Source organism: Nocardioides sp., assembly GCF_030150155.1.
Lineage (GTDB): Bacteria > Actinomycetota > Actinomycetes > Propionibacteriales > Nocardioidaceae > Nocardioides.
Genome location: NZ_JASLGR010000060.1, coordinates 58,838 through 84,078, shown reverse-complemented (window position 1 = coordinate 84,078; position 25,241 = coordinate 58,838). Strand labels below are relative to the sequence as shown.

Sequence of the window (25,241 nt, the reverse complement as noted above, 5' to 3'; positions counted from 1 at the left end):
GCCGGCTCCCTGAGGCGCCCGTGGAACGTCGTACCACCAGCAAGGCCACACTGCTCCGGCTCGGATTCGCCGAGCCGGAGCAGGCCGAGGTCGCGCTCGCCGCGCTCGGCCCGGCCCGCGAGCCGCTGCTCGCGATCTTCGGCCTGATCGCCGACCCTGACCTCGCCCTGGCGGCCCTGATCCGCCTGGTCGAGGCTGCCCCCGACGCCGAGGAGCTGCTCACCACCCTCGCCGACGACGAGGGCACCGCGATGCGGCTGATGTCGCTCCTCGGGGCCAGCGCGGCCCTGGGCGAGCACCTGGCCCGGCACCCCGACCACTGGCACGAGCTCACCGACCCGACCCTGGGATCGGTGCGCCCACCGGCGTACCTGCTGCGTGAACGCCTGATCGGGGCCGTCACCGGCAAGGAGCGCACCGAGGCTGTCGCGGCGCTGCGGATCGAGTACCGCCGCCTGCTGCTGCGCCTGGCCGCCCGCGACCTCGGCCACGACCTGCTCTTCGAGGACGCCGCCGCCGAGCTCTCCGACCTGGCCTGCTCGGTCCTGGAGGCCGGACTGACCATCGCCCGGGCCGTCGTGCCTGAGGCCGACCAGGTCCGCCTGGCCGTGATCGCGATGGGCAAGACCGGCGGCCACGAGCTCAACTACATCTCCGACGTCGACGTGATGTTCGTGCACGAGCCGGTCGAGGACGCCGACCCGACCGTCGCGACCCGCGCGGCCTACGCGCTGGCCGCGGAGCTGATCAAGGTCTGCGGCGAGCACACCGGCGAGGGCAACATCTGGGAGGTCGACGCCGCCCTGCGCCCCGAGGGCAAGGCCGGAGCGCTGAGCCGGACGCTGGCCGCGATGACCGCCTACTACGACCGCTGGGCCAGCACCTGGGAGTTCCAGGCGCTGCTCAAGGCCCGTCCCGCCGCCGGCGACCTCGCCCTGGGCCGGGCCTTCATCGAGGCCGTCCAACCGTTCGTGTGGAGCGCCGCCGAGCGCGACCGGTTCGTCGAGGACACCCAGGCGATGCGGCGCCGCGTCGTCGAGCACATCCCCAGCAAGGACGCCGAGCGCGAGCTCAAGCTCGGCTCCGGCGGGCTGCGTGACGTCGAGTTCGCCGTCCAGCTGCTCCAGCTCGTCCACGGTCGCGCCGACGACACCCTGCGCGAGCCGACCACGCTCTCGGCGCTGGCCGCCCTGACCCGCGGCGGCTACGTCGGGCGTGAGGACGGCGAGACCCTGCATGCGGCGTACACCTTCCTGCGGACCGTCGAGCACCGGATCCAGCTCTTCGCCCTGCGTCGCACCCATCTGCTGCCCACCGACGAGCCGTCGCTGCGTCGCCTGGGCCGCTCGCTCGGCTACCTGCGCGACCCGATCAGCCGACTCGAGACCGAGCTCGGCCGGCAGCGCCGCGAGATCCGCCGACTGCACGAGAAGCTCTTCTACCGGCCGCTGCTCGCCGCCGTCGCCGCCCTGCCCGGCTCCGAGGCGCACCTCAGTCTGGAGGCGGCTGGGACCCAGCTGCGTGCCTTGGGGTACGCCGATCCTGCCGCCGCCCTACGCCACCTGACCGCCCTGACCCAGGGCGTCTCGCGCACCGCCGACATCCAGCGGCAGCTGCTGCCGGTGCTGCTGCAGTGGTTCGCCGACGGCCCCGACCCCGATGCCGGGCTCTTCGGGTTCCGCCGGATCAGCGAGGCGCTCGGCTCGACGCCCTGGTACCTGCGCACCCTGCGCGACGAGGGCCTGGTCGCCGAACGGCTCGCCCGGGTGCTCTCCACCAGCCGCTACGTCACCAACCTGCTCGAACGCGAGCCCGAAGGGGTGCGCCTGCTCGGGGAGACCCTGGAGCCGCGCACCGCCGCCGCCCTGACCGACGAGATGCTCGCCGCCGGGCGCCGACGTACCGGAGTGGAGGACGCCGCCCGCTCGATCCGTGCCGTACGCCGACGTGAGCTGTTCCGGCTCGCCGCCGGGGACGTCGACGGGGCGCTGGACGTCACCGCGGTCGGCACCGGCCTGACCCGGCTCACCGACGCCACCCTGAGCTCGACCCTGCAGGTGATCAGCGACGCGGTCCTGGCCGGCGAGCCCGCACCCGCCGAGCTGGCCGTGATCGCGATGGGCCGCTACGGCGGCGCGGAGCTCTCCTACGCCTCCGACGCCGACGTGCTCTTCGTCCACCGGGGCGTCGACGGCGCCGATCCGGGTGCGGTGTCGACGTACGCGATGAAGGTCTTCACCGAGCTGCGTCGACTCCTGGCCGCGGCCGGGCCCGACCCCGCCCTCGAGCTCGACGCCGACCTGCGCCCGGAGGGACGCAGCGGACCGCTGGTGCGCAGCCTGACGTCGTACGCCGCCTACTACGCCAAGTGGACCGACCCGTGGGAGATCCAGGCGCTGCTGCGCGCCGACGCCGCCGTCGGCTCCGAGGCGCTGCGAGCAGACTTCACCGCACTGATCGACCCGATGCGCTACCCGGTCGGCGGACTCGACGACGACGCCGTGCGCGAGATCCGCCGGATCAAGGGCCGGGTCGACACCGAGCGGATGCCGCGCGGCGCCGACCCGACCACCCACCTCAAGCTCGGCCGCGGTGCGCTGGCCGACATCGAGTGGACCGTCCAGCTCCTCCAGCTGCGCCACGCCCACGAGGTCGAGGGGCTGCGCACCCCGCAGACCCTGCCCGCGATCCGGGCCGCCCACGACGCTGGCCTGATCGAGTCCGAGGACGCCGAGATCCTGATCGAGGCCTGGCTGATGGTGAGTCGGATCCGCAACGCGATCACGCTGGCCCGCGGACGGGCCGCCGACCAGCTGCCCACCGACCCGCGCGAGATGCGGGCCGTAGCGACCCTGATGGGTTACCCCGACGGCACTACCAACGAGCTGACCAACGACCACCTGCGGCTGACCCGGCTGGCCAGCGGGGTCGTCGACCGGGTCTTCTGGGAGCAGTGACGGGTGTCGTCGCAGCTCTACACCCTCGACCTCGACGGGATGGCGCAGTCGGCGGTCGACCTGGCCGATCCACGCCGCCTGGTCTTCGACTACGTCCGCCGGATCGGGGACGTCCTGGACCGACTCCCGCCCGGACCGGTGCGCGTGCTGCACATCGGGGGAGCGGCCATGACCCTGCCTCGGTACGTCGCCACCACCCGGCCCCGCTCGGCCCAGATCGTGCTCGAACCTGACGCCGACATGATCGAGCAGGTCCGCACCGAGGCACCGCTGCCGCCCCGCAGCGGGATCAAGGTCCGCCCCGTCGACGGGCTCACCGGGATCGCCGCCGTCCGCGAGGCGAGCCAGGACGTCGTCGTGCTCGACGCGTTCCGCGACGCCGAGGTGCCCGCCGAGCTCACCACGGTGCCGTTCTTCACCGAGGTCGCCCGGGTGCTCGCGCCCGGGGGAGTGCTGGTCGCCAACATCGCCGACCGGGCACCCTTCGGCCTGGTCCGCGACGTCGTCGCCGCGCTCCGAAGCACCGTCGGTGGTGAGATCTGGGCCGGCGCCGAACCGGCCACCCTGAAGGCCAAGCGGCCCGGCAACGTGGTGCTGGTGGCAGGGCCGGTGGCCGACGCCGTGGGGGCCGCGCCGTTCGGGGAGCCGTCGCCGACGGCGTACCGGGCCTTCGACCCACGTGCCGTCTCGGACTCTTTCGGCGGCGGCCGTCCGCGCTGATCGCCGGCGCAGTAGGTTGAGTCCATGACGACTCGCCCGGTCCGTATCGGTGTCCAGCTCCAGCCCCAGCACAGCGAGTGGGGGCCGTATCGGGAGTCCGTCGCGCGGGCCGACGAGCTCGGCGTCGACGTGATCTTCAACTGGGACCACTTCTATCCGCTCTACGGCGAGCCCGAGGGTAAGCACTTCGAGGCCTGGACGACGCTGGCGGCCTGGGCCGAGGTGACCTCGCACGCCGAGCTCGGGGTGCTGGTGACCTGCAACTCCTACCGCAACCCCGAGCTGCTGGCCGACATGGCCCGCACCGTCGACCACATCAGCGGCGGCCGGCTCGTCTTCGGGATCGGGTCGGGCTGGTTCGAGAAGGACTACGACGAGTACGGCTACGAGTTCGGCACCGCCGGTGGCCGCCTCGACGCCCTGGCCGAGGCGCTGCCGCGGATCGAGTCGCGCTGGAGCAAGCTCAACCCGGCGCCGACCCGCGACATCCCGGTGCTGATCGGCGGTGGCGGGGAGAAGAAGACGCTCCGGCTCGTCGCCCAGCACGCCGACATCTGGCACAGCTTCGCCGACCCCGACACCCTGCGGCACAAGCTCGGGGTGCTCGCCGGGCACTGCGAGGCGATCGGGCGCGACCTCGACGAGATCGAGATCTCCGTCGGCGTCGAGAACGGCAGCCTGGAGGCTGCCCAGGCCTGCTACGACCTCGGAGCCCGTCTCTTCACGTACGGCGTCGGCGGCCCGGACTTCGACCTCGCGCCGCTCGAGGCCCTGCTGGCCTGGCGTGACGAGGTCAACGCGGGGGCGAACGGCTGATGGTCCTCGCCGTCGGAGACCCGGCACCTGACGTGACCCTGCCCGACCAGGCCGGGACGCCGGTGACGCTGTCGTCACTGCTGGCAACCGGCCCGGTGGTGCTCTTCTTCTACCCGATGGCCGAGACGCCCGGGTGCACCAAGGAGGCCTGCCACTTCCGCAACCTGGCCGGCGAGTTCGCCGCGCTCGGTGCGCAGCGCCTGGGGATCAGCAAGGACAGTGTCGACAAGCAGGCCGGGTTCGCGGCGAACCACGACCTGGACTACCCGGTGCTGTCGGATCCGTCGGGCAGCGCCGCGGCGGCGTACGGCGTGAAGCCGGCGCTCTTCGGCAAGGTCGGTCCGCTCCAGCGCACCACCTTCGTGATCGGCACCGACGGCCGGATCCTGCACGTGGTGGAGTCGATGTTCAAGGCCGAGCTGCACGCCGACGAGGCGCTGGCGGCGCTGCGCGGAGCCTGAGGCCCGGCTGGGTCAGGCTCCGCGCCAGCCGGTCAGCTGGTCAGGCTGGTCAGGCCAGGGCACTGAGCAGCTGCGGCTTCGTCATCGAGGAGTAGCCGCTCAGGCCGCGCTCCTTGGCGAGGGCACGCAGTGCGCCGACGGTCCAGGTGGTGTCCGGGGTTGCGCTGGTGGCGGGAGTGGCGGCTGTGGCGGCTGCGGCGGAGGGGGTGGCCTTCTTCACGGCCTTCTTCGCCGGGGCCTTGGCTGCCTTCTTGGCCGGGGCCTTGACGGCGGGCTTCGCTGCCGGAGCCTCCGACTTCACAGACTTCTCCGACTTCGTCGGCTTCGTCACGGCGCCCGACTTCCCCTTGCGCTGACCCGGCACCGCGGGCAGGGCCGGGAGCGACGGGACCGCGGCGACGACCTGCGTCCGCAGCGACTTCTCCAGCTTGCGGATCTGCTTGCTGGCCTTGAGGATCTCGGCCTCCAGGCTCTTGGCCTGGGCCTTCCACCGCTGGGCGCGCGCCTTCTCCCGCTCGAGCTCGGCGTTGAGCGCCTTGATCATCTTCTCCGGCTTGATCGCCTTCACCTTGGCCATGCCCCGATCGAACCATGTCCCTGGTGAGGACGCGACGGTGGGCTGGTCCACCGGTGTCGCCCCGCCGCACCCGTGGATACGGCACTCTTGGTGCCGTGACCACCGATCTGACTGCGCTCGCGCCCCGGACCCGCCTCTTCGCCGCCGTACTGCGCAGGCTCACCAAGGAGGTCACCTCGGCCGAGGAGATGATCGCGGCGCGGGCGTCGCGGGCGCGCTTGATGGACACGCTGCCGGGGCGGTTCGTCTTCGGGCGACGGGCGCGCGGCGTGAGCGTGGAGAACATCACGGTCGACGGCCAGCGGTTCCACATCCACCGTCCGGCCACGACGGGGGACGAGACCCTGCCGATCGTGCTCAACCTGCACGGCGGCGGCTGGTGCCAGGGCGCTCCCGAGCAGTCGGAGTGGCTGGCGAGCAACGTCGCCGTCCAGGCCCGGGCGGTGGTGGTCTCGCCGACGTACCGGCTGGCGCCCGAGCACCCCTACCCGGCGGCGGTCGACGACGCCTGGCAGGCGCTCATCTGGGTGCGCGAGCACGTCGACAGCCTCGGCGGCGACCTGTCCCGGCTGGTCGTGATGGGCGACAGCGCGGGTGGCAACCTCGCCGCGGTGCTCACCCTCAAGGCCCGCGAGAGCGGCATCGCGATCCTGGCGCAGGTGCTGATCTACCCCGCAGTCGAGATGTACGAGAGCTACCCGTCGGAGGAGCGGTACGCCGATGCCCCCGTGCTGACTGCGGCCGGGATGCGCCGCTTCGGCCACCTGTACCTGGGGGAGTCCTACGGCGTCGAGGACTGGGAGGCCTCCCCGGTGCGCGCCTTCTCGCTCGCCGACCTGCCCCCGGCCCTGATCGTCAGCGCCGAGTGCGACCCCCTGCGCGACCACAGCCGGGTCTACGCCGACGCGCTCCGTGCCGCCGAGGTCGACGTCACCACGCACGAGTACGCCGCCGCCATCCACGGCTTCATCAGTCTGCCGGGCGCGGTCCCGGTCGCACGTGCCGCGCTGGACGAGATCGTGGCCTTCCTCCGCCGCGTCACCGCCTAACCGACTTCCGGGTTCACCACGCGCGAGGTCCGGGTTCGCCACCGCCGACTTCCGGGTTCGCCACCGCCGAGGTCCGGGTTCACCACCGCCGACTTCCGGGTTCACCACGGCCGAGATCCGGGTTCGTCACCCTCGGACAGACCCTTCTCCAGTACGGCCCGCGTCGCTCCGCCGACGCGGGCCGTGGTGCGTCCCGACGATCGATCACTCGATAGGTCTTGACACAATCACGATATATCGCCTTATAGTCGTGAGTGTTTGATACCAACCACAGGAGTGATGATGAACAACCGATTCGGATACGACGACTTTGATGACGGAAACGGGCGCCGCGGTGGACGCGGCCGCTCTGGCGGGCACGACGGTGCCCACGGCTTCGGTGGCCGAGGTGGCCGCCCTGGCGGCGGTGGACCTGGCGGCCCCGGCGGGCTCGGTGGTCCCGGTGGACCGGGCGGTCGCGGACGCGGTCCGCGAGGAGGCGGACGCCGACGCGGCGACATCCGCCGCCTGCTACTGGCAGGCCTGATCGAGGGCTCGGCCCACGGCTACGAGCTGATGCGTCGCCTGGAGGAGAGGTCCGGCGGGCGCTGGCGGCCGAGTCCAGGCTCGGTCTACCCGATGCTGCAGCAGCTCGAGGACGAGGGGCTGGTGCGCAGCGTCGAGGGCGAGGGGCGCAAGGCCTACGAGCTCACCGACGAGGGTCGTGCTCAGGCCGACCCCGCTGCCCTCGACGAGCTGGGGGACGACTCCGGTGCCGATGGTGGCGCGGGCCTGCGGGAGGAGCTGGAGCAGCTGCACATGGCGGTGCGCCAGATCCGCACCACGAAGGGCAACGACGAGGTCGTCGCCGGTGCCACCGAGGCGCTGCGTGAGGCCCGCAAGACCATCTACCGGCTGCTCGCCGAGGCCTGAGCAGCACCTTCCGGCGCCCGAGCGTCGGTGATAGACACGGTGGGGTGAGCCCTGCGACGGTGCCTGAGGTGACGACGTACCGCTATGTCCGCGGTTCCCTCCTGGCGCTGCTCCTCGCGCTGGCCGTCTCGGTCGCGCTGGAGACGCTGGCACACGGGTGGCAGACCTCGATCAGCTCGTACTACTACACCGCGGCCGGGCCCGTCTTCATCGCGGCGCTGAGCGCAATCGGCGTGTGCCTGATCGCGTTGCGGGGCGGCACCGACGCCGAGGACGTCTGTCTCAACTTGGCCGGCATCTCGGCGCCGATGGTGGCGTTCGTCCCGACGCCGGAGATCGGTCACGTGCCCGACGTACCGGCGATCACCAACAATGCCGCGACGTTCCTCGGTGTGCTCGCGGTCGGGTACGTCGTGGTGGCCTTCCGCCTACTCCGCCGGCCGGGCGGCGTCGGACGGTGGAACCTGGTCGGGCTGGGCTCGGTGGCCCTGGCGTGGGCCGTCGGCTGTGCCTGGCTCGCGATCGACCGGCACTCGTTCGCCGCCCATGCTCATGCGCTGGCGGCGATCTTCACGTTTGTCCCGTTCGCCGGCGTGGTGGTGCTCAACACCGACTGGGGAGTGCGGGTGATCGCGCGCGAGGGGCGGGTGAGCCGGACCCGCTTCGACGCCGCGTACTGGGTCGTCCTGGTCGGCATGGGCGCGGTCTGCCTGGTCGGACTGGCGCTGTGGCAGTGGCGCTACGCGCTGGTGGCGACCGAGATCGGGGTGCTCGTGCTGTTCGCCGTCTTCTGGGTGCTGCAGACGATCGATCTGCTCGATCTGCGTCGCGACCTCGCCTGAGATCCGGGTTCGCCACTGCCGAGATCCGGGTTCGTCACGGATCTCGGCAGCAGAGGCGAGGGGGACTACTCGGCGCCGACGGTGATGGCGTCGGCCTCGAACTCGGCGCTCTCGTGCACCGGCGCGGCACCGTGGCCGAGGTGGTGTCGGTAGACGACCACGATCACAGCAGCCACGATCGAGGTAGCCGCAGCGAAGAGGAACGGCATCCCGCTCCAGGAGTCCTCCAGGGCGGTCCCGATCGGCGCACCGATCGCACCACCGAAGAAGCGCACGCCTGAGTACGCCGATGACGTGATCGCCCGGGGCAGGCTGGTCGCCTCCATCACGATCTCGGTCAGCACCGTGTTGACGGCGCCGATCTCGAAGCCGAGCAGGATCACGCAGATCACCAGCGGGGCCTGGTGGGTGTTGACCACTCCGGCGACGATGTGGGTCAGGGCGAAGAGCGTCAGTGCTGAGAGCAGGACGGCGACGGGGGAGTAGCGGCGGGTGAACCACGGGGCGATCACGATGCTGGTCAGCGCCAGGCCGATGCCGAAGCCGGTCATCACGATGCCGATCTGGATGGCCGACATGTGCAGCGGGTACGGCACGTAGGCGAGGGTGACGAAGAACGAGGAGTTGTAGAAGAACGCCACGATCGAGAGCACCAGGATCGCCGGGATGGTGAGTGCCTTGAACGGTGCGAGCACCGGCGCCTTCTCGGTCGGTCGGCCCGAGGAGCGGACGATCGTGACGATCGCGACGAACCCGACGGCCATCAGGGAGGCGGTGCCCCAGAACGGAGCCTTCCAGGAGACGTCGCCCAGCAGGCCGCCGACCAGCGGACCGACGGCGAGGCCGAGCCCGAGGGCGGCTTCGTACAGGGTGACGGCGTGGCCGGTGCGGCCCCCGCTCGCCGCGATGATCGAGGCCAGGGCGGTGGAGAGGAAGAAGGCGTTGCCCAGGCCCCACAGGGCGCGGAACGCGATGATGCCGTTGATGTCGCCGGCGTTCGCACAGCCGATCGCGGCCACCACGATGACCAGCAGTCCGATCAGCATCGTCGAGCGGGACCCGATCCGCGAGGAGATCGCGCTGGTGAAGAACATCATCACCGCGGTGACGGCGAGGTAGCTGGTGAAGAGGAACGACGTCTGGGTCGGCGAGGCGTTCATCTGCTCGGAGATGGTCGGCAGGATCGGGCCGACCAGGCCGATGCCCATGAAGGCGACCATCGACGCGAAGGCGACGGCCCAGACGGCGGGGGCCTGGTGGAGGAGCGAGGGTTGAGCAGATGTGTGCTTCGTCGCCATGACGACCTTTCAAAAGTGCTTTAGAAGTTGTTTACCAGTAAACTACTTTTCCGATGGACACGCCAATCACGACCACACGCGGCTACAGTGGAGCCGTGCCGACACCCCTGCCCGACCCCGCGATCGAGGCAGACCGACCCGCCGCCGCGCACCCCGACGTCGTCACACGCCTGCGCTCGGCCTGGGCGCAGACGCAGCCACAGCTCGACACCGCGCCGTTGGAGGTGCTGGGCCGGATCACCCGGATCGGGATGCAGGCGACCCAGGCCGTCGAGCGGGTGCTCGAGCCCAGCGGCGTGACGCGCTCCGAGTTCGACGTACTCTGTGCGCTCGCTCGCGCTGACAGGCCGCTGCGTGCCAGTGAGGTGACGGCGCAGACCATGCTCAGCGGTGCCGCCACGACCAAGCTGACCACCCGTCTGGAGGCCGCCGGCCTGATCGAGCGGCGCGGCCACGAGCGCGACGGTCGTGTCGTCCTGCTGGCGCTGACCGACTCCGGCTCGGGCCTCGTCGAGGAGCAGATGCCGCGCTGTCTGGCGCAGGACGCCGAGCTGCTGGCAGGGCTCGACGACGATGACCGGGCCACCTTGGCCCGGTTGCTCGCTGTGATCTCAGCCAACGCCGACGCGCTCGCCTGAGTCGTACGTCGTCACCGGGGCGAACCCGGAAGTCGGCGGTGGTGAACCCGGAAGTCGGCGGTGGTGAACCCGGAAGTCGGCTAGCGGGTGGCCGAGCCCGGGAACGTGATCGCGAACGTCGCACCGCCGTACTCGTTGTGCCGCTCGGCGACGGTGACGTCGCCACCGCCGCTGCGGGCGACGCGGCGGGCCAGTGCCAGCCCGAGGCCCGAGCCGCCTGAGGCGCTGAAGCCGGGGTCGAAGAGACGCTCGGTGTCCTCGACGTCGAGACCGGAGCCGGAGTCGAGCACCAGCAGCTCGACGGTCCGGTCACGCAGTCGGGCGCGTACTTCCGCAGCGCCGGTCAGGGTGAGGGCGTTGCTCACCACCGGAGCCAGGGCGCGGACCGCCAGGGCCGCCGGGACGCTGAGCGCAAGGGCGCCCAGCCGCGGGTCACGCAGGTCGTCGACCAGGGTGATGGTGGCGTCGGCGGGCAGCGGCTGGTCGCGGAGCTGAGCCGCGATCGCGGTCAGCGGCGTGCGCTCGGCCTGGCGGGCAGGGCCGTCGCGGCGGGCCAGCTGCAGCAGGTCGGTGATGGTCTGCGACATCGCGCTGGTGGCGCGCTCGATCTGGGCCAGGTCCTCCTGGGCCTCGGCGTCGAGGTCGGTACGCATGCTGAGCAGTTCGGTGATCCCGTGGATCGCCGTCAGCGGGGTGCGCAGCTCGTGGGCCAGCTCGGAGGTGAGCCGCTGCTCGGCGGTGATCACCCCGGCGACCTTGTCGAGCAGGCCGTCCAGGGTCTGACCGAGCGCCCGGATCTCGTTGGTCGGAGCGCCCAGGTCGAAGCGGCGGTCGAGGTCGTGCTCGCTCCACTCGTCGGCCGTCTGGGCCATCTGGCGCACCGGGCTGAGCACCCGACGGCTGATCCACGCCGCCGACCCGGCCGCCATCGCGACCAGCAGCACGCCGGCGACGATGGACACCGCCAGGGCGGCGCGCTCGTTGTGCTCGTACGGGTCGTAGGGCTCGGCGACGATGACCACGCCGTGCAGGCCCGCGGTGGTGCTGAACGGCTCGGCCCTGATGCCCCACCGGTCGTGGACGTCGTTGAGCACCTCGACCGAGGTCGTGGTCGACAGGCCCGCGAAGACGTCCTCCATCGCGGGCGGGATCGACCCGGCGATCCGCTCACCGGTGTCGTTGTAGACCGCGACCCCGGGATCGAGCTCGGAGGTCGGCACCGTCAGGACCCCGTCGCCGGAGGCCGAACGGATCTCGGTGACCAGCGCCGCGGCCCGGTCCTCGAGCACCTGGTTGGTCGCCTTGGTGGCGGCCCCGGCCAGGGAGAACTGCACGATCAGCACTAGGCCCGCGGCGACGGCGACCGCCAGCAGGGCGGTCAGGCTGACCAGCTGGGCGCGCAGGCTGAGCCGGTCACGCCAGCGGGTCAGGGAGATCACTCAGCCATCCTTGCGGGCCGTGGTGAAGCCGACGCCACGTACCGTCTCGATCAGGGTGGGGGAGTCCAGCTCCTCGAGCTTGGAGCGCAGCCGGCGGATGAAGGAGTCCAGGGTGTTGTCGCTCACGATGGCGCCGTCGGGCCACGCAGCTGCAACGACGCTGTGACGCCGTACGACCTCGTCGGGACGCGAGGTGATCGCGGCCAGGATGCGGAACTCGGTCGGGCTGAGCCGGACCTGACGCTCCTCGACCCGGGCCGAGTGCGAGAGCGGGTCCAGGACCAGGCCCTCGGCGTGCAGATGACGCTCGGGGATCCGGCGGGCCAGCACGTCGAGGCGGGCCAGGAGCACCTTGAGGTGGAACGGCTTGGTGACGTAGTCGTCGGCACCGGCGGCGAAGCCGGCCAGGTGCTCGTGCGGTGCGTCCAGTGCGGTCAAGAAGAGGACCGGGGCGAACTGTCCGGCCGACTTCAGTGCCTGGACGACGTCGCGGCCGTCGGCGTCGGGCAGGCCGATGTCCATCACGATGACGTCGACGTTGCGGTCCGGGCTGAACTGGACCAGCGCCTCCTTGCCGTTGTGGGCGAGGACGACATCGTGCCCTGCCTGACGCAGGCCGCGAGCGAGGACGGTGCGGATGGCCTCTTCGTCCTCGCAGACGCCGATGGTGAGCATGCTGACTCCCGTGCTGATGGCCGGTGGCGGTCGGTGACGACCGGGTGATGACCCCGATCCCGAGGATCGTGACAGTCACAACCTGCCACGAACCTGAACACTAGTTGCCTCAACGTTCACAGTGCCTGCCCAGGTTTCTGGCAGGGTGTGGTCTGTACGTTCTTCGCCGACGCCGGGCAACCAGCGTCCCGTCGGCCCGAGAGCCGATGGAGAAGCGAGGCGTGGAGGAGTGATCGAGGTGCCGCTGGCGCAGACCAGTGAACGGATCGTCGCGGTCATCCCGACCTTCAACGAGGCCGGCAACGTCGCCCAGGTGATCGCCCGCGTGCGGGCTGCCGTCCCCGAGGCACACGTCCTGATCGTCGACGATCTGAGCCCCGACGGCACCGCCGACCTGGTCCGAGCCCAGCCCGGGTACGGCGAGGTGGTGCACCTGCTCTCCCGCGACGGTGAACGCGGGCTGGGCAACGCCTACCGGGCCGGGTTCGCCTGGGCCCAGGCCCGTGACTACACCGTGGTGCTCCAGCTCGACGCCGACCTCTCCCACCCGCCCGAGAGCCTGCCGGCCCTGATCGAGGCCGTCAGTGGCACCGACGCCGCCGACATCGCGATCGGGTCGCGCTACGTCCCCGGTGGGCGGACCGAGGGCTGGCCGCTGCGCCGCCGACTCATCTCCCGTGCCGCCGGCGCCTACGTCAGGGCGGTCCTGCGGCTGCCGGTCGGGGACCCGACGGCCGGGTTCAAGGCCTACCGCGCCACCACCCTCAAGGCCATCGACGTGGCCACCACGACGACGTCGGGCTACGGCTTCCAGGTCGAGTGCCTGTGGCGCGCCCACCAGTCCGGGCTGCGCATCGTCGAGCTCCCGATCACCTTCACCGACCGCGTCGCCGGCTCGTCGAAGATGACCCTCGGGGTCGCCACCGAGGCGGCCAGCAAGGTGATGTCGTGGCGGCTGGAGTCGCTGCGCCACCCGGTCGCCACGCCGGTGGTGATCACCGCGCTGCTCGCCTTCGTGGCGCACCTGTTCTACCTGCGCGGCTCGCTGCTCTCCGACGAGGGCGGCTTCGCGATGGTGGCGCGCTGGTGGGACAGCGCCGGCGGACACCTGTACGGCGCCCAGTGGGTCGACCGGCCGCCGGGACTGATCTCCGTGTTCTGGTTGGCCAACCAGCTCGGCTACTACGGTCCCCGGATCGTGGCCGGGCTGGTCGCCGTGATCTTCGTCCTCGCCGCCGGCTGGGCCGGCTGGGCTGCCCGTGGGGCCCGGGCCGCACGCTGGGCGGCGCTGGCGGCCTTCTTCCTCGTGGTCACCCCGGTGACCCAGACCTTCGCCCTCAACGGCGAGCTGGTCGCCAGCACCTGGTCGATGATCGCCGTGGCCGCCGCGATCACCCTGGTGCGGGATCGGGGCCCGACGCTGCGCCGCGCCGTCGGGTTCGCGCTGCTAGCCGGGTTCGGTGCCGGGGCCTCCCTGATGACCAAGCAGAACTTCGCCGACGCCGTGGCCTTCGTCGCGGTGCTCGGCCTGGGCCACCTGATCATCGACAAGGCCGGACGCGGCCGCCTCGCCGTGCTGGGCGGTGTCGCCGTCGTCGGCTTCGCGATCCCGGTCGCCGCCACGGCCCTGTGGGCGGCACGCAACACCGGCGTCAGCGACCTGATCTACGCGATGTACGGCTTCCGGATCGACGCGGCCCGGGTGATGTCGGAGGGCTCGATGGCCGCCGCCAACGCCCGCAGCGTCGACCTGGCCTGGAAGTCCCTGGCCTGCGGCCTCCTGCCCGTGCTGATTCCGCTCCTGATCCTCGGCGTGCGCCGGCTCCGTCGGCCCTCGCCGCTGCTCTTCGCCGTGCTCGCCGCCCTGGCCGTCGAGCTGGTCGGGGTCGTCTTCGGTGGGAACTACTGGCCGCACTACCTGATCGGGCTCTCCCCGATGGTCGTGCTGGCGGTCGGCGTCCTCGCGACGGACGCGGGGAAGGTGCAGTGGAGTGCCCGCGCCCTGGTCGTGGTCGGCGTCGTCGCCGCCGTCGTGCTGACCCCGATCGCGGGGCAGGTCGCGGCCCAGACCAGCTCGGTGACGAAGGTCGGCGGCTGGGTGGCCGAGGCCGCGCACCCCGACGACACCGTGGTCTCGCTCTACAGTCACGCCAACGTCGTCGGCGAGACCCGCCTCCGGCCGGCGTACCCCTATGCCTGGAGCCTGCCGGTCCGCACGATGGACCCGAACCTGACCGAGCTCTACCGCACCCTCACGACGCCGTCGCTGGCGCCGACCTGGGTGATCGGCTGGGACAGGTTCAACACCTGGAAGCTCGACGGCGACCACCGCATCGAGCAGACCGTCGCCCGGGAGTACGTCCTGGTCCAGACCGTCTGCAAGCACCCGGTCTGGCTGCGTCGGGGCGTGGAACGGACCATCCCGGCCGACCCGTGCGCCGACGGACAGACCTACGAGGTCGGTCCCTGACCCTCAGTCAGGTTCATTGCAGGCAGCCCGCACGACAGTGAGGGCGTGAGCACACCAGAGGCATCTCCTCGACGAGTCCTCCTGCGACGCGCGGTCCATCTGACCCTGACCGCCGGCTGCCTGAGCGCGATCGGACTCTTCTTCCCGCACCTGCTCGGCACCAGCTGGGCAGGGATCGCAGCAGCCGCGGGCGCGGTCTCTCCGCTCCTGGTCGCTCTGCTGCTCCTGGTCTGGGCGCTCGGTCTGGGTGCTCACACCATCACCGCCTGTGCCGCCCTGCCTGGCCTGAGCCACCGTCGGGCCCTGTTGCTGAGCCTGACCGGGAGCGCGGTGGCGAACGTCCTGCCCGTCGGTGGGGCCGCCGGGATCGCCCTCAACGGCCGGATGACGAAGCGGTGGGGCTTCTCCACCGCGAGCTTCGCCTCCTTCACCGTGGTCACGAACGTGTGGAACATCCTGGCCAAGGCGTTCCTGCCCCTGATCCTGGTGCCGATAGCGCTCGCCCTGGGCGCGGCGGTGCAGCAGGGCTCGGCGCTGCTGATCGCCTCGGCCGTCACCGTCCCGCTGATCGGCGGGCTGACGGCCTGGCTGCTCTTCGGACGCTCGGCACTGCCGCGGCTGCGCCGGCGGCTGGGGCTGCCTGCGGCCGGTTCGGTCGCCAGCGCTGAGTCCGACGCTGCCGCCGGCGGTCGCTCGGAGGCTGCGCTGGAGATGGTCGGGGCCGGCGGGGCGCTCCCGACGGCGGAGGCGGTCCGGACGGTCGGAACCCTCCAGACCCTCGACGCCGTCGAGACTGTCCAGACCGTCGAGACCTTCCAGAACGCAGAGGAGGCGGCGGGGGAGAAGCCCCGGACCAAGGAGCGCCTGCGCGGCCTGGCGCACCGCTTCCTGGAGGCCTGCGAGACCGTCCGCGAACGCAGCGCCGCGCTGGCCCGCACCCGCTGGCACCAGCTCAGCTTCGGCCTGCTGCTCTACATGGGCCTGCTGCTGGTCCTGCTGGTGCTGTGCCTGCACGCCGGGGGCGCCACCGTGCCGATCGGCTTCGTCCTGCTGGCCTTCTGCGGCGAGCGGCTGCTCACCCTCGCCGGCCTGACCCCCGGTGGGCTCGGCGTCGTCGAGCTCGGCCTGGCCGCCGTCTTGATGATGGCGCCCGGTGCCACCGCCGCCGGTGTCGGCACCGGCGTCCTGATCTACCGCCTCCTCACCTTCGGCCTGGAGATCCCCGTCGGCGGCGCGCTGCTCGCGCTGTGGATGTGGTTCGACCGCTCCGCCTCGTCGCGCTCCCTGGAAGGACACCTCGCATGAAGATCGTCCACATCACCGACTGCTACCTGCCCCAGGTCGGCGGGATCGAGCTGCACATCCGCGACCTGGCCGCCGGACAGCGTGCCCAGGGCCACGACGTGATCGTGGCGACCTCGACCCCGGCCGGGGAGGCCCGGCCCGGCTCGATCGCGACCGACCTCGGTGAGGAGATCGTCAGGGTCGGCAGCCGTGACCGGCACTGGCTCGACAGCATCGACGCCGATGTCGTGCACGTCCACCTCTCGGTGCTCTCGCCGTTCGCGCTGCGGATGGCCCGCTACGCGGCCACCCTCGGCCTGCCGACCGTGATCACGGTGCACTCGCTGTGGTCGGACCTGGCGCGAGCCGCGATCGTGCTCCGGCCGCTCAGCGGTGCGTCGGCCTGGCCGGTGGTGTGGACCGCCGTCAGCGAGCAGGCAGCAGTGCACGTACGCCGTCTCGTGGGCGCACCCGTCAGTGTGGTGCCCAACGCCGTCGACCTGGACTACTGGCGTCCGGTCGCGGTAGCTGCGGCGGCCTCGGCGGCAGCGCGTGAGGGCCGCGCCGCCGAGGCCCCCGCCCTGGCATCCGGCAGCGTCTCCGGCGCCGGATCCGCGACCTCGGGACGTCCGACGGTGCTCGGGGTGATGCGCCTGACCACGGTCAAGCGCACCCTGCCGCTGGCTCGGATGCTGCACCGCGTGGCCCGGGAGGCCGACTTCGACGCCGTCATCGTGGGCGACGGGCCCAAGCGGGCGGCGCTGGAGCGCTACCTGCAACGCCACCACCTCGACGACCGGGTCACCGTCACCGGCGCCCTGACCCGCGAGCAGGTCCGCGAGCAGATGGCCACCGCCTCGATCTTCATCGCCCCGGCCTGGCGAGAGTCCTTCGGGATCGCCGCACTGGAGGCCCGCACCGCCGGGCTGCCCGTGCTGGCCAGCTCCATCTCCGGTGTCGCCACCTTCATCACCCACGAGGTCGACGGCCTGCTCGCCGACTCCGACGCCGCGATGGCCCGCCAGCTCACGCGCCTGGTCACCGACCACGCACTGCGCGAGCAGATCGCCACCCACAACCGCGACGTGGTGCCCGACTACGGCTGGGAGGCGGCGCTGCGCACCAACGCCGCCGCCTACCGTACGGCGGCCGCCTGGTCGTCGCGGGTCGGCGGACTGGCACTGGCTCCGGTCCGTCCGGTCTCCACCGGGATGGTGGCCTGATGAGCGCCGGCGGACACACTCCACGCGGCAGGGTCGCCCGGCGGGCGTCGTACACCGTCGTCTCGCTGCACGCCCACCCCGACGACGAGGCCCTGCTGACCGCGGGCACCCTCGCCCGGGCGGTCGCCGAGGGGCACCGGGTGGTGCTCGTGGTGGCGACCGACGGCGAGGCGGGTCTGGCCGGCGACGACCTGGCCGGAGCGCGCCTGGCCGCTGCCCGACGTGCCGAGCTCGAGGCGTCGGCGGCAGCGATCGGGGCCTGCGCCGTGCACTTCCTGGGCTACGGGGACTCCGGGTTCGACCCGGCGCCCGAGGCAGGGGCCGACCCGGTCGTCACCGAGCTGCCGACCCTGCGCGGCCCGGCGGGCACCGAGTCCTTCGCCGCCACCGACGTCGAGGTCGCCGCCCAGCGGGTCGCGGCGATCCTGCGCCAGGAGCAGGCGGACGTGCTCACCATCTACGACGCGCAGGGCGGCTACGGTCACCCCGACCACGTCCAGGTGCACCACGTCGGACTGCTGGCGGCCGAGCTGGCCGGCACCCCGGTGGTGCTGGAGGCGACCATCGACCGCGACCTGCTGGCCCGTGCGGCCCGGGCGCTGCGCCGGATCTCGGCGCTGGTGCCGGTCCCGGCGATGCCCGAGCTCGATCATGCGTTCCTGCCCCGCTCCGAGATCACGCACCGGGTCGACGTACGCGGACATCTGAGTGCGAAGGTGGCCTCGCTGCGGGCCCACCACTCCCAGTCCGAGGGCGGCACCACGGTCCGCACCCTGGCGCTGCTGCTGCGGCTGCCCGGGCCGCTGCGCCGTCGGGTGCTCGGCACCGAGTGGTTCCGTGAGGTCGGCCGCGACCCGTCCGGGCCGATGCTGGACGACATCTTCGCCTCGCTCGGCACCGGGTCCCGGCGACCCTTCGTGACGGTCTCGAAGTAGCCCCGGACGCCGCGAACCTGTCCAGGTTGGTGGCAGAGAGGTTCGGCCAGGCTCATCTACATGAGAGCTGACACCACCGGCCGCACCACGGTGACGCGCCAGATGCTGAACAAGGTCCCCGAGATCACGATCTGGTTCTGGGTGATCAAGATCCTCTGCACGACCGTAGGGGAGAGCTTCGCCGACTGGATCAACATGACGCTGGGCGTCGGCCTGACGAACACCGCGGTGATCTTCACCGTCGTGCTCGCGGCCGTGATCGCCCTCCAGATGCGTCTGCGGCGCTACGTGCCGTTCGTCTACTGGCTCACGGTGGTGGTCGTCTCCATCACCGGAACGCTCTACACCGACATCCTCACCGACTCCCGCGGTGTGCCGCTGGCGACCAGCACCACGGTCTTCGCGGTGCTGCTGGCGATCGTCTTCGGCGTGTGGTGGCTGCGCGAGCGGACGCTGTCCATCCACTCCATCACCACCGTTCCCCGCGAGGCGTTCTACTGGCTCGCCGTCCTGGTCACGTTCGCGCTCGGCACCGCCGCCGGCGACTGGACGCTGGAGCTGACCGGCTGGGGCCCCGGCGCCTCGGTGCTGCTGCCGGCCGGTCTGATCGCGATCGTCGCGATCGGCTGGCGTGCCGGTGGCAACTCGGTGCTGGCCTTCTGGCTGGCCTACATCCTGACCCGGCCGCTGGGTGCCAACATCGGTGACTACTTCGCCTCGCCCAAGTCCGAGCAGGGGCTGGGCCTGGGCACCGCGCTGACCAGCGTGATCTTCCTGGCTGCGATCGCCGCGACGGTCCTCTACCTGACGGTGAGCAAGGCCGACGTCTACTCCGACGTACGGATGCCGTCGGTCCGCGATGGCTTCGGTGCCACCCGGGAGCGTCTCGTGCTGGGCGTGTACGGCGTCGCCGCGATCGCTGCGGCCCTGCTGCTGCACCACACCTCGTCGCAGCCGCACCAGTCCTCGCTGGCCGACGAGACCCCGGCGCACTCCGACGTGAAGCTCACCCCGGCCCAGGCGACCGCGCACTTCCCGGCCGCCGACGTCAGCGGGCTGAGCGCGATCGTCAAGGACGCCCAGGCCAAGGTCGCTGCCGGTGACCAGGGCGGGGCCACCAGCGCCGCCAAGCAGCTGGAGACCGCGTGGGACGACGCGCAGCCGCGGCTGCAGAAGGCCGACGGTACGGCGTGGACGTTCTTCGACTCCGAGATCGACGGTGTGCTCACCTCGATCCGGGCGTCCTCGCCCGACCAGACGGCCGAGTCGAAGGCCTTGACCACGCTGCAGACCTCGCTCGGCGGGTGACAACGATCGGGTGACACCGATCGAGTGACACCGACAAGGAGGTCAGGAACCCACCGCGGTGGGTTCCTGACCTCCTTTCCTGTGTGCCGCTGCCTGCTCGGCCCGCCTCGCCTGCTCGGCGTGGCGGCGCCTACTTCGCCTTGTCCACGAACTCCGTGGTGAAGGTCTTGGCCAGGTCGATGCTGTCCTTCTTCGCTTTCACGTCGGGGCTGAACGTGCCCAGCACGTCGAGCACGGTCTTCGGGCCGGACTCGGGCATCACGCCGTCGGTGGTGAACGTGCCCTTCGTCCCTTCGATCGCCGACTGGTAGAGCGCGGCGTCGGAGCCGGCGTAGTCGGCCGGCATCTTCGCCGCGATGTCGGCGGCCGAGTGCGAGCCGATCCAGCCGAGCGTCTTCACGAACGCGTCGGTGATCTTCTGCACGGTCTGCGGGTTCTTCTTCACCCAGTCGCAGTTCATGTACAGCGACGCCGCCGGGTAGAGCCCGCCGAGGGCCTTCTCGGTGCCCTCGACGGTGCGCATGTCGAGCAGGATCTTGCCGGTGCCCTGCTTGAGCACGGTCGCGACGGTGGGGTCGGTGGTCATGCCGGCGTCGATCGAGCCCTGCTCCAGTGCCGAGGTGAAGGTGGAGCCGGCACCGACGGCGACGGTGGTGTAGTCCTTCGAGGAGACACCGGCCTTCGTCGCGAGGTACTGCGTCAGGTAGTCGGTCGAGGAGCCGGCCGAGGTGACGCCGAGCTTCTTGCCGGCGAAGTCGGCCGGGCCGGTCAGGGATCCGGCGGCCTTGGTGGAGACCACCTCGACCTCGCCGGGGACCTTCGCCAGCTGGACGACGGACTCGATGCACTTGCCCTGGGCCTGCATCGTGACGGTGTGGTCGTAGAAGCCGACCACTCCCTGGACCTGGTTGGCGACCAGCTGGGTCTCGGCGCTGGCACCGGACGGCTCGGTCATCAGCTTGACGTTGACCCCGGCGTCCTTGAAGTAGCCGAGCTGCTCGGTGAGCTTGGCCGGCAGGTAGATCACCTTGTCGATCCCGCCGACCATGATGGTGACGGTGCCGTCGGCCTTGCTGTCGCCGGCGCCGCCACCGCGGCCGCAGGCGGCCAGCGACGTGGTGGCGAGGAGGGCGGCACCGACGAGGGCGGTGACGCGGACGGTGCGGTGGGTACGGCTGCGTGTGTTCATGACGCTCCTTGGGCGTAGCGGTGAGAAAGGCGTGCTGCGGAAGTGCGGTGGTGCCGAGCACCGGGGGTACGTCGCCAGGTGGCGAGTCCGGAAGTCGGCGGTGGTGAACCCGGAAGTCGGCGGTGGTGAACCCGGAAGTCGGCTAGAGGGCGGAGGCACCCGACGACGACGGCGGGCGCCACGAGGTCAGGCGTCGCTCGAGCTGCGTGATCAGCCACTCCGCGACCAGGGCGACGACGGTGATCACGACCATGCCGGCGTACACCCCGGCGGCGTCGAAGTTGCCCTGGGCCCGCGCGATCAGCAGGCCCATGCCGCGGTCGGCACCGGTGAACTCACCCACCACCGCGCCGATCAGGGCGAAGCCGAACGCGACGTGCATCGAGGCCAGGATCCAGCTGGTCGCACTGGGCAGGACGATCGTGCGCAGCAGCGACCAGCGGCTGGCGCCGAGGATGCGGGCGTTGTCGATCAGGGTCTTGTCGACCTCGCGGGCGCCCTGGAAGGCGTTGAAGAAGACCGCGAAGAAGACCAGCACGAACGCGGTGGCGACCTTCGAGGTCATGCCCAGGCCGAACCAGATCACGAACAGCGAGGCGAGCACGATCCGGGGGATCGCGTTGGCGCCCTTGATGAAGGGGGAGAGCACGTCGGCCAGGAACTGGGCCCGACCCAGCAGGACGCCGAGCACGACACCGGCCAGGGTGCCGATGATGAAGCCCAGCGCCGCCTCCTCCAGGGTGGTGAGGATGTTGACCCAGATCGAGCCCTGGGAGGTGCCGTCGGTGAACCAGGTGACGAGCTTGTCCCAGATCTTCGAGGGCATCGAGTAGTAGAACGGGTCCATCACGGTGCGGCAGGCGAGCTCCCACGAGCCCAGCCAGACCGCGACCAGGGCGAGGCGGACACCGTGGATCAGCCACGGCGAGCCGGACCTGCCGCGCAGCAGCGCCCACAGACCGGGGCGGGGCGTGGCGGCGGTGGGGCGGGCCGAGCCCGGCGTACCGGAGGAGTCGGCGTCGGCGGTGGACACGGAGGTGGAGTGGTCAAGCGACACGGTGGGCTCCTCGGGCTCGGGTGATCTCGACCTCTTCGCGCAGCGAGTCCCAGACCCGGCGGTAGAGCTCGGTGAACTCGTCGGTGAGACGGATCTCCTCGACCTTGCGGGGGCGGTCCAGGGTCACCGGGACGATGTCCTTGACCGTGGCAGGACCGGCAGTCATGACGACGACCCGGTCGGCCAGGGCGATCGCCTCGGTCAGGTCGTGGGTGACGAAGACGACCGCGGCGCCCGAGCCGGACCAGAGCCGGAGCAGCTCGTCCTGCATCAGCTCGCGGGTCTGGACGTCGAGGGCGCCGAAGGGCTCGTCCATCAGCAGCACCGACGGCTCGGTGATCAGGGTCTGGGCCAGCGCGACCCGCTTGCGCATGCCGCCGGAGAGCTGGTGCGGGTAGCGGTCCTCGAAGCCGGACAGCCCGACCCGGCCGACCCAGTCCTGGGCACGCTCGTGGGCCTCGGCCTTGGCGACGCCGCGGTAGCGCAGCCCGATCGCGACGTTGTCCAGCACCGTCTTCCAGGGCAGGACCGCATCGGCCTGGAACATGTAGCCGACCCCGTCGGGGATGCCGGTGACCGCGGTGCCGTGCACCGCGACGTCGCCCTGGGTGGCCGGCTCCAGGCCGGAGATCAGGGAGAGCGTGGTCGACTTGCCGCAGCCGGTCGGTCCGACCACGGTGACGAACTCACCGGCGGCCACGGTCAGGTCGACGTCGCGGATGGCCGTGAAGGGCGTCGCGCCACGGGTGGCGAACGTCTTGGTGGCATCGGAGAGCGAGATCGCCGGGGGCGTTCCGCTGGGGGAGTGTTGGCTCATGGCCGGGACGCTAGGGCCGGGTGTGACTGGCGCCACACCCTTGCGTGCGATCGCGTCGTTGAGCACACAGGTTGCGTTCTGCGCATTCTGCTCATCGCCGGTTCCGGGGGTGCGCGCACCTATGCTGACGACCGTGTTACCTGGGTCACAGAGCGGGCGGTGGGGCTGGCCGGTGCGGCTGCGCCCCACGCTGCGCTGGACCCTGAGCGCGCAGGGGGTCGGACTCCTGGTCGCGCTCCTGCTGGTGGTGGTCGGACTGCTGCTGGCCGGAGCGGCCGAGATCGTGCACCGCGACCTGGCCCACGAGTACGAGCAGCGCGCCCTGGCGATCGCGCGGTCGGTGGCCCAGCAGCCCGGCCTGGCCGCCGAGGTCGAGGCGGCCGAGCCGACAGCGGGCTCCAATGCGGCCTTGGCCCGTGGGCCGGTGCAGCAGGCTGCGGAGGCGGTACGCCGAGCGACCGGGTCGCTCTACGTCGTGGTCACCGACGTCGACGGGATCCGGCTGAGCCATCCGACCGTGGCCAACATCGGCAAGCCGGTCAGCACCAGCCCCGAGGAGGCGTTGCAGGGCCGCGAGGTGGTCACCGTCGAACGCGGCACGCTCGGGATGTCGGCGCGGGGCAAGGTGCCGCTGCGGGCGCCCGACGGGGCCGTCGTGGGCGAGGTCAGCGTCGGCATCTCGATGGCGGCCGTGGCCTCGCGGACCTGGGACATGGTGGTCGCCCTCGGGCTGGTCGCCGCGGGCGTGCTCGCCCTCGGTGTGCTCGGGGCGTTCACCCTGGGCCGGCGGCTGCGGCTGACCACGCTGGGCCTCCAGCCTGACGAGATGGCCGACCTGGTGCGTGAGCACGCCGCCGTCCTGGGTGGCGTCCGCGACGGTCTGCTCGCCGTCGACCGCGGTGGCCGGATCACCGTCGCCAACGCCGAGGCCGAGCGTCTGGTCGGCTGCGCGCTGACCCGAGGCACCCCGGCCGTCGATGCCGACCTGCCCCCGGCTGTGCTCGACCTGCTGGAACGGCCGGTCGCCCCCAGCGGCGCCGCCGTCGTGCTCGACGACCGGGTGGTGCTGGCCTACCGGGTCGAGGTCGTGCGCGAGGGACGCGACCTGGGCCGGGTGCTGATCCTGCGCGACCGGTCCGACCTCGACCAGGCCGCCCGCGAGCTGGAGGCGACCCGCGCCCTCACCGACGCGCTGCGTGCCCAGGCCCACGAGCACCACAACCGGATCCACGCACTCGGCGGCCTGCTCCACCTCGGACACGTCGCTGAGGCCACCTCCTACGTCGACGAGCTGGCCTTCGGGTCGACCTGGATCGCGGGCATCGACGACCCCTATCTGGCAGGCCTCGTGGCCGCCAAGGCCGCGGCCGCCTCCGAGGCCGGCGTGGCCCTGGAGGTCTCGCCGACGTCGTACGTCGACGGCACGCTGCTCGCCCCGCTGGACGTCGTCACCGTGCTGGCCAACCTGCTCGACAATGCCACCGTCGCCGCGGCGCGCGGTGCCCGCCGGCCGGCGAAGGTCGAGACCACCCTGGTCTCCGACGGGGCCGACCTGGTGATGCAGGTGGCCGACTCCGGTGACGGGATCAGTCCGGAGGTGGCCGAGCGGATCTTCGCCCACGGCTTCACCACCACGGCCGTTGCGGCGGCCGACCACGGCATCGGGCTGGCCCTGGCCCGTCACACCGCCCGCTCCCACCAGGGCGACATCACCCTGGTCGATCCCGGCGGGGTCGACGGCGGCGCCGTCTTCGAGGCCCGGATGGCGGGCGTGCTCAGTGTGGAAGGGGACCGTGCGATGCCGCAGGTGCAGCGATGATCAGGGTGCTGGTGGTCGACGACGACTTCCGCGTCGCCCAGCTCCATGCCGGGATCGTCAGTCAGCTGCCCGGCTTCGAGGTGATCGGGCTGGCCCACCAGGCCGCCGAGGCGCTGACTCTCGCGGCCCAGCACGAGCCGGACCTGATCCTGCTCGACGAGTACCTGCCCGACCGGCGCGGCCACGAGCTGATCGGCGAGCTCGGCGGCGCGGTGATGATGATCACCGCCGCCAGCGACGCTCCCACGATCCGCAGTGCTGTCGCGGCCGGGGCACTGACCGTGGTGACCAAGCCGTTCTCGGCCGCCGAGCTGGCGGGTCGGATCGTCGCCTTCGGTCGGGCCTGGAGCCAGCTCAACGTCGAGGGCGACCTCGACCAGGCCGCGATCGACCGGGCGCTGGCGGTGCTGCGCGAGGGGGATCGGCCCGGTGCCGCGCTGCCCAAGGGGCGCTCGGCCGCGACCGCGGACCTGATCGCGGAGGCACTGCGCGCCGCGGGCGGGCCGCTGACCGCGATCGCGGTGGCCGACGCGGTGGGCGTCTCCCGTGCCACGGCCCAGCGCTACCTCGCCGACCTGGCGCGTGCGGGACGGGTCCGGCTCCGACTACGGTACGGCGCCACGGGCCGCCCCGAGCACGAGTACTCCTGGAGCTGAGCGTGGGGGTCGATCCGCCTGGGCGGGCCCTGAACCCCCACGCTCAGCCCGGATTCTGAGATGCTAGGAAGGTTGCGGCCCAGATCGGGTCGCAGGCAG

23 protein-coding genes are annotated in these 25,241 nt (G+C 71.7%); 16 read left to right on the top strand and 7 right to left on the bottom strand.

The window, feature by feature from the left end; translation table 11 throughout:
* Positions 1-20 precede the first annotated feature (20 nt).
* From Q1V88_RS18500 to Q1V88_RS18485, 4 genes are read left to right on the top strand one after another with little or no spacing between them, the layout of a single operon-like run.
* A complete protein-coding gene (locus tag Q1V88_RS18500; RefSeq protein ID WP_300683228.1) occupies positions 21-2,957 on the top strand; it encodes a bifunctional [glutamine synthetase] adenylyltransferase/[glutamine synthetase]-adenylyl-L-tyrosine phosphorylase in 2,937 nt (978 codons plus the stop codon).
* 3 nt (positions 2,958-2,960) lie between these two features.
* Entirely contained in the window at positions 2,961-3,677 is a 717-nt protein-coding gene (locus Q1V88_RS18495) for a spermidine synthase (protein WP_300683226.1), read from the top strand.
* A 24-nt stretch (positions 3,678-3,701) separates the two neighbouring features.
* Positions 3,702-4,493: an LLM class F420-dependent oxidoreductase gene (locus tag Q1V88_RS18490; protein WP_300683224.1), complete on the top strand. Its 792-nt coding sequence runs from the start codon at positions 3,702-3,704 to the stop codon at positions 4,491-4,493.
* The gene (locus Q1V88_RS18485) at positions 4,493-4,954 is read left to right on the top strand and encodes a peroxiredoxin (protein WP_300683222.1); all 462 of its coding nucleotides are present in this window, start codon (positions 4,493-4,495) and stop codon (positions 4,952-4,954) included. The genes Q1V88_RS18490 and Q1V88_RS18485 overlap by 1 nt, the downstream gene beginning before the upstream one ends.
* A gap of 49 nt (positions 4,955-5,003) precedes the next feature.
* Here Q1V88_RS18485 and Q1V88_RS18480 read toward each other — a convergent pair whose 3' ends face one another.
* Positions 5,004-5,531 (bottom strand): hypothetical protein, encoded by a 528-nt coding sequence (locus Q1V88_RS18480; RefSeq protein WP_300683219.1) that lies wholly within the window; start codon positions 5,529-5,531, stop codon positions 5,004-5,006.
* A gap of 95 nt (positions 5,532-5,626) precedes the next feature.
* On the opposite strand from Q1V88_RS18480, the gene Q1V88_RS18475 reads away from it, so the two are divergent.
* The 4 genes from Q1V88_RS18475 to Q1V88_RS18460 all read left to right on the top strand — a co-directional run bounded on the left by Q1V88_RS18475 (position 5,627) and on the right by Q1V88_RS18460 (position 8,334).
* On the top strand, positions 5,627-6,580 hold the full coding sequence (locus Q1V88_RS18475; protein ID WP_300683216.1) for an alpha/beta hydrolase: 954 nt from the start codon (positions 5,627-5,629) through the stop codon (positions 6,578-6,580).
* 313 nt (positions 6,581-6,893) lie between these two features.
* Complete coding sequence (locus tag Q1V88_RS18470) at positions 6,894-7,106, top strand: hypothetical protein (protein ID WP_300683213.1); 213 nt, start codon at positions 6,894-6,896, stop codon at positions 7,104-7,106.
* 29 nt (positions 7,107-7,135) lie between these two features.
* Positions 7,136-7,492 (top strand): PadR family transcriptional regulator, encoded by a 357-nt coding sequence (locus Q1V88_RS18465; RefSeq protein ID WP_300683211.1) that lies wholly within the window; start codon positions 7,136-7,138, stop codon positions 7,490-7,492.
* 44 nt (positions 7,493-7,536) lie between these two features.
* Positions 7,537-8,334, top strand: coding sequence for a hypothetical protein (locus Q1V88_RS18460; protein ID WP_300683210.1), 798 nt, complete (start codon positions 7,537-7,539; stop codon positions 8,332-8,334).
* Between the two features lie 65 nt (positions 8,335-8,399).
* Here Q1V88_RS18460 and Q1V88_RS18455 read toward each other — a convergent pair whose 3' ends face one another.
* The gene (locus Q1V88_RS18455) at positions 8,400-9,632 is read right to left on the bottom strand and encodes an MFS transporter (RefSeq protein WP_300683209.1); all 1,233 of its coding nucleotides are present in this window, start codon (positions 9,630-9,632) and stop codon (positions 8,400-8,402) included.
* Positions 9,633-9,727: 95 nt separating this feature from the next.
* Between Q1V88_RS18455 and Q1V88_RS18450 the strand changes: the two genes are divergently transcribed.
* Positions 9,728-10,270 carry a MarR family transcriptional regulator gene (locus tag Q1V88_RS18450; protein WP_300683207.1) on the top strand — a complete coding sequence of 181 codons (543 nt, stop codon included), beginning with the start codon at positions 9,728-9,730 and terminating at the stop codon, positions 10,268-10,270.
* Positions 10,271-10,350: 80 nt separating this feature from the next.
* On the opposite strand, the gene Q1V88_RS18445 is transcribed toward Q1V88_RS18450, so the two are convergent.
* The gene (locus Q1V88_RS18445) at positions 10,351-11,709 is read right to left on the bottom strand and encodes a HAMP domain-containing sensor histidine kinase (RefSeq protein WP_300683205.1); all 1,359 of its coding nucleotides are present in this window, start codon (positions 11,707-11,709) and stop codon (positions 10,351-10,353) included.
* Positions 11,710-12,384 (bottom strand): response regulator transcription factor, encoded by a 675-nt coding sequence (locus Q1V88_RS18440; RefSeq protein ID WP_300683202.1) that lies wholly within the window; start codon positions 12,382-12,384, stop codon positions 11,710-11,712. It abuts the gene before it with no gap.
* A 229-nt stretch (positions 12,385-12,613) separates the two neighbouring features.
* Here Q1V88_RS18440 and Q1V88_RS18435 point away from each other — a divergent pair, with 229 nt between their 5' ends.
* The 5 genes from Q1V88_RS18435 to Q1V88_RS18415 are packed head-to-tail and all read left to right on the top strand — an operon-like array spanning position 12,614 to position 19,604.
* Complete coding sequence (locus tag Q1V88_RS18435) at positions 12,614-14,854, top strand: polyprenol monophosphomannose synthase (protein ID WP_300683198.1); 2,241 nt, start codon at positions 12,614-12,616, stop codon at positions 14,852-14,854.
* A 45-nt stretch (positions 14,855-14,899) separates the two neighbouring features.
* Entirely contained in the window at positions 14,900-16,159 is a 1,260-nt protein-coding gene (locus Q1V88_RS18430; protein WP_300683196.1) for a lysylphosphatidylglycerol synthase domain-containing protein, read from the top strand.
* Complete coding sequence (locus Q1V88_RS18425) at positions 16,156-17,361, top strand: glycosyltransferase family 4 protein (protein WP_300683193.1); 1,206 nt, start codon at positions 16,156-16,158, stop codon at positions 17,359-17,361. The genes Q1V88_RS18430 and Q1V88_RS18425 overlap by 4 nt, the downstream gene beginning before the upstream one ends.
* Positions 17,361-18,296 (top strand): PIG-L family deacetylase, encoded by a 936-nt coding sequence (locus Q1V88_RS18420; RefSeq protein WP_300683190.1) that lies wholly within the window; start codon positions 17,361-17,363, stop codon positions 18,294-18,296. The genes Q1V88_RS18425 and Q1V88_RS18420 overlap by 1 nt, the downstream gene beginning before the upstream one ends.
* 60 nt (positions 18,297-18,356) lie before the next feature.
* Entirely contained in the window at positions 18,357-19,604 is a 1,248-nt protein-coding gene (locus tag Q1V88_RS18415) for a hypothetical protein (RefSeq protein WP_300683188.1), read from the top strand.
* A 130-nt stretch (positions 19,605-19,734) separates the two neighbouring features.
* On the opposite strand, the gene Q1V88_RS18410 is transcribed toward Q1V88_RS18415, so the two are convergent.
* The 3 genes from Q1V88_RS18410 to Q1V88_RS18400 all read right to left on the bottom strand — a co-directional run bounded on the left by Q1V88_RS18410 (position 19,735) and on the right by Q1V88_RS18400 (position 22,667).
* Positions 19,735-20,793: an ABC transporter substrate-binding protein gene (locus tag Q1V88_RS18410; protein WP_300683185.1), complete on the bottom strand. Its 1,059-nt coding sequence runs from the start codon at positions 20,791-20,793 to the stop codon at positions 19,735-19,737.
* A gap of 142 nt (positions 20,794-20,935) precedes the next feature.
* The gene (locus Q1V88_RS18405) at positions 20,936-21,850 is read right to left on the bottom strand and encodes an ABC transporter permease (protein ID WP_300683183.1); all 915 of its coding nucleotides are present in this window, start codon (positions 21,848-21,850) and stop codon (positions 20,936-20,938) included.
* Positions 21,840-22,667, bottom strand: coding sequence for an ABC transporter ATP-binding protein (locus Q1V88_RS18400; RefSeq protein ID WP_300683180.1), 828 nt, complete (start codon positions 22,665-22,667; stop codon positions 21,840-21,842). The genes Q1V88_RS18405 and Q1V88_RS18400 overlap by 11 nt, the downstream gene beginning before the upstream one ends.
* Positions 22,668-22,839: 172 nt before the next feature.
* Between Q1V88_RS18400 and Q1V88_RS18395 the strand changes: the two genes are divergently transcribed.
* The gene (locus Q1V88_RS18395) at positions 22,840-24,486 is read left to right on the top strand and encodes an ATP-binding protein (protein WP_300683178.1); all 1,647 of its coding nucleotides are present in this window, start codon (positions 22,840-22,842) and stop codon (positions 24,484-24,486) included.
* Positions 24,483-25,142 (top strand): response regulator, encoded by a 660-nt coding sequence (locus Q1V88_RS18390; RefSeq protein WP_300683175.1) that lies wholly within the window; start codon positions 24,483-24,485, stop codon positions 25,140-25,142. The genes Q1V88_RS18395 and Q1V88_RS18390 overlap by 4 nt, the downstream gene beginning before the upstream one ends.
* The last annotated feature ends 99 nt before the right edge of the window (positions 25,143-25,241 follow it).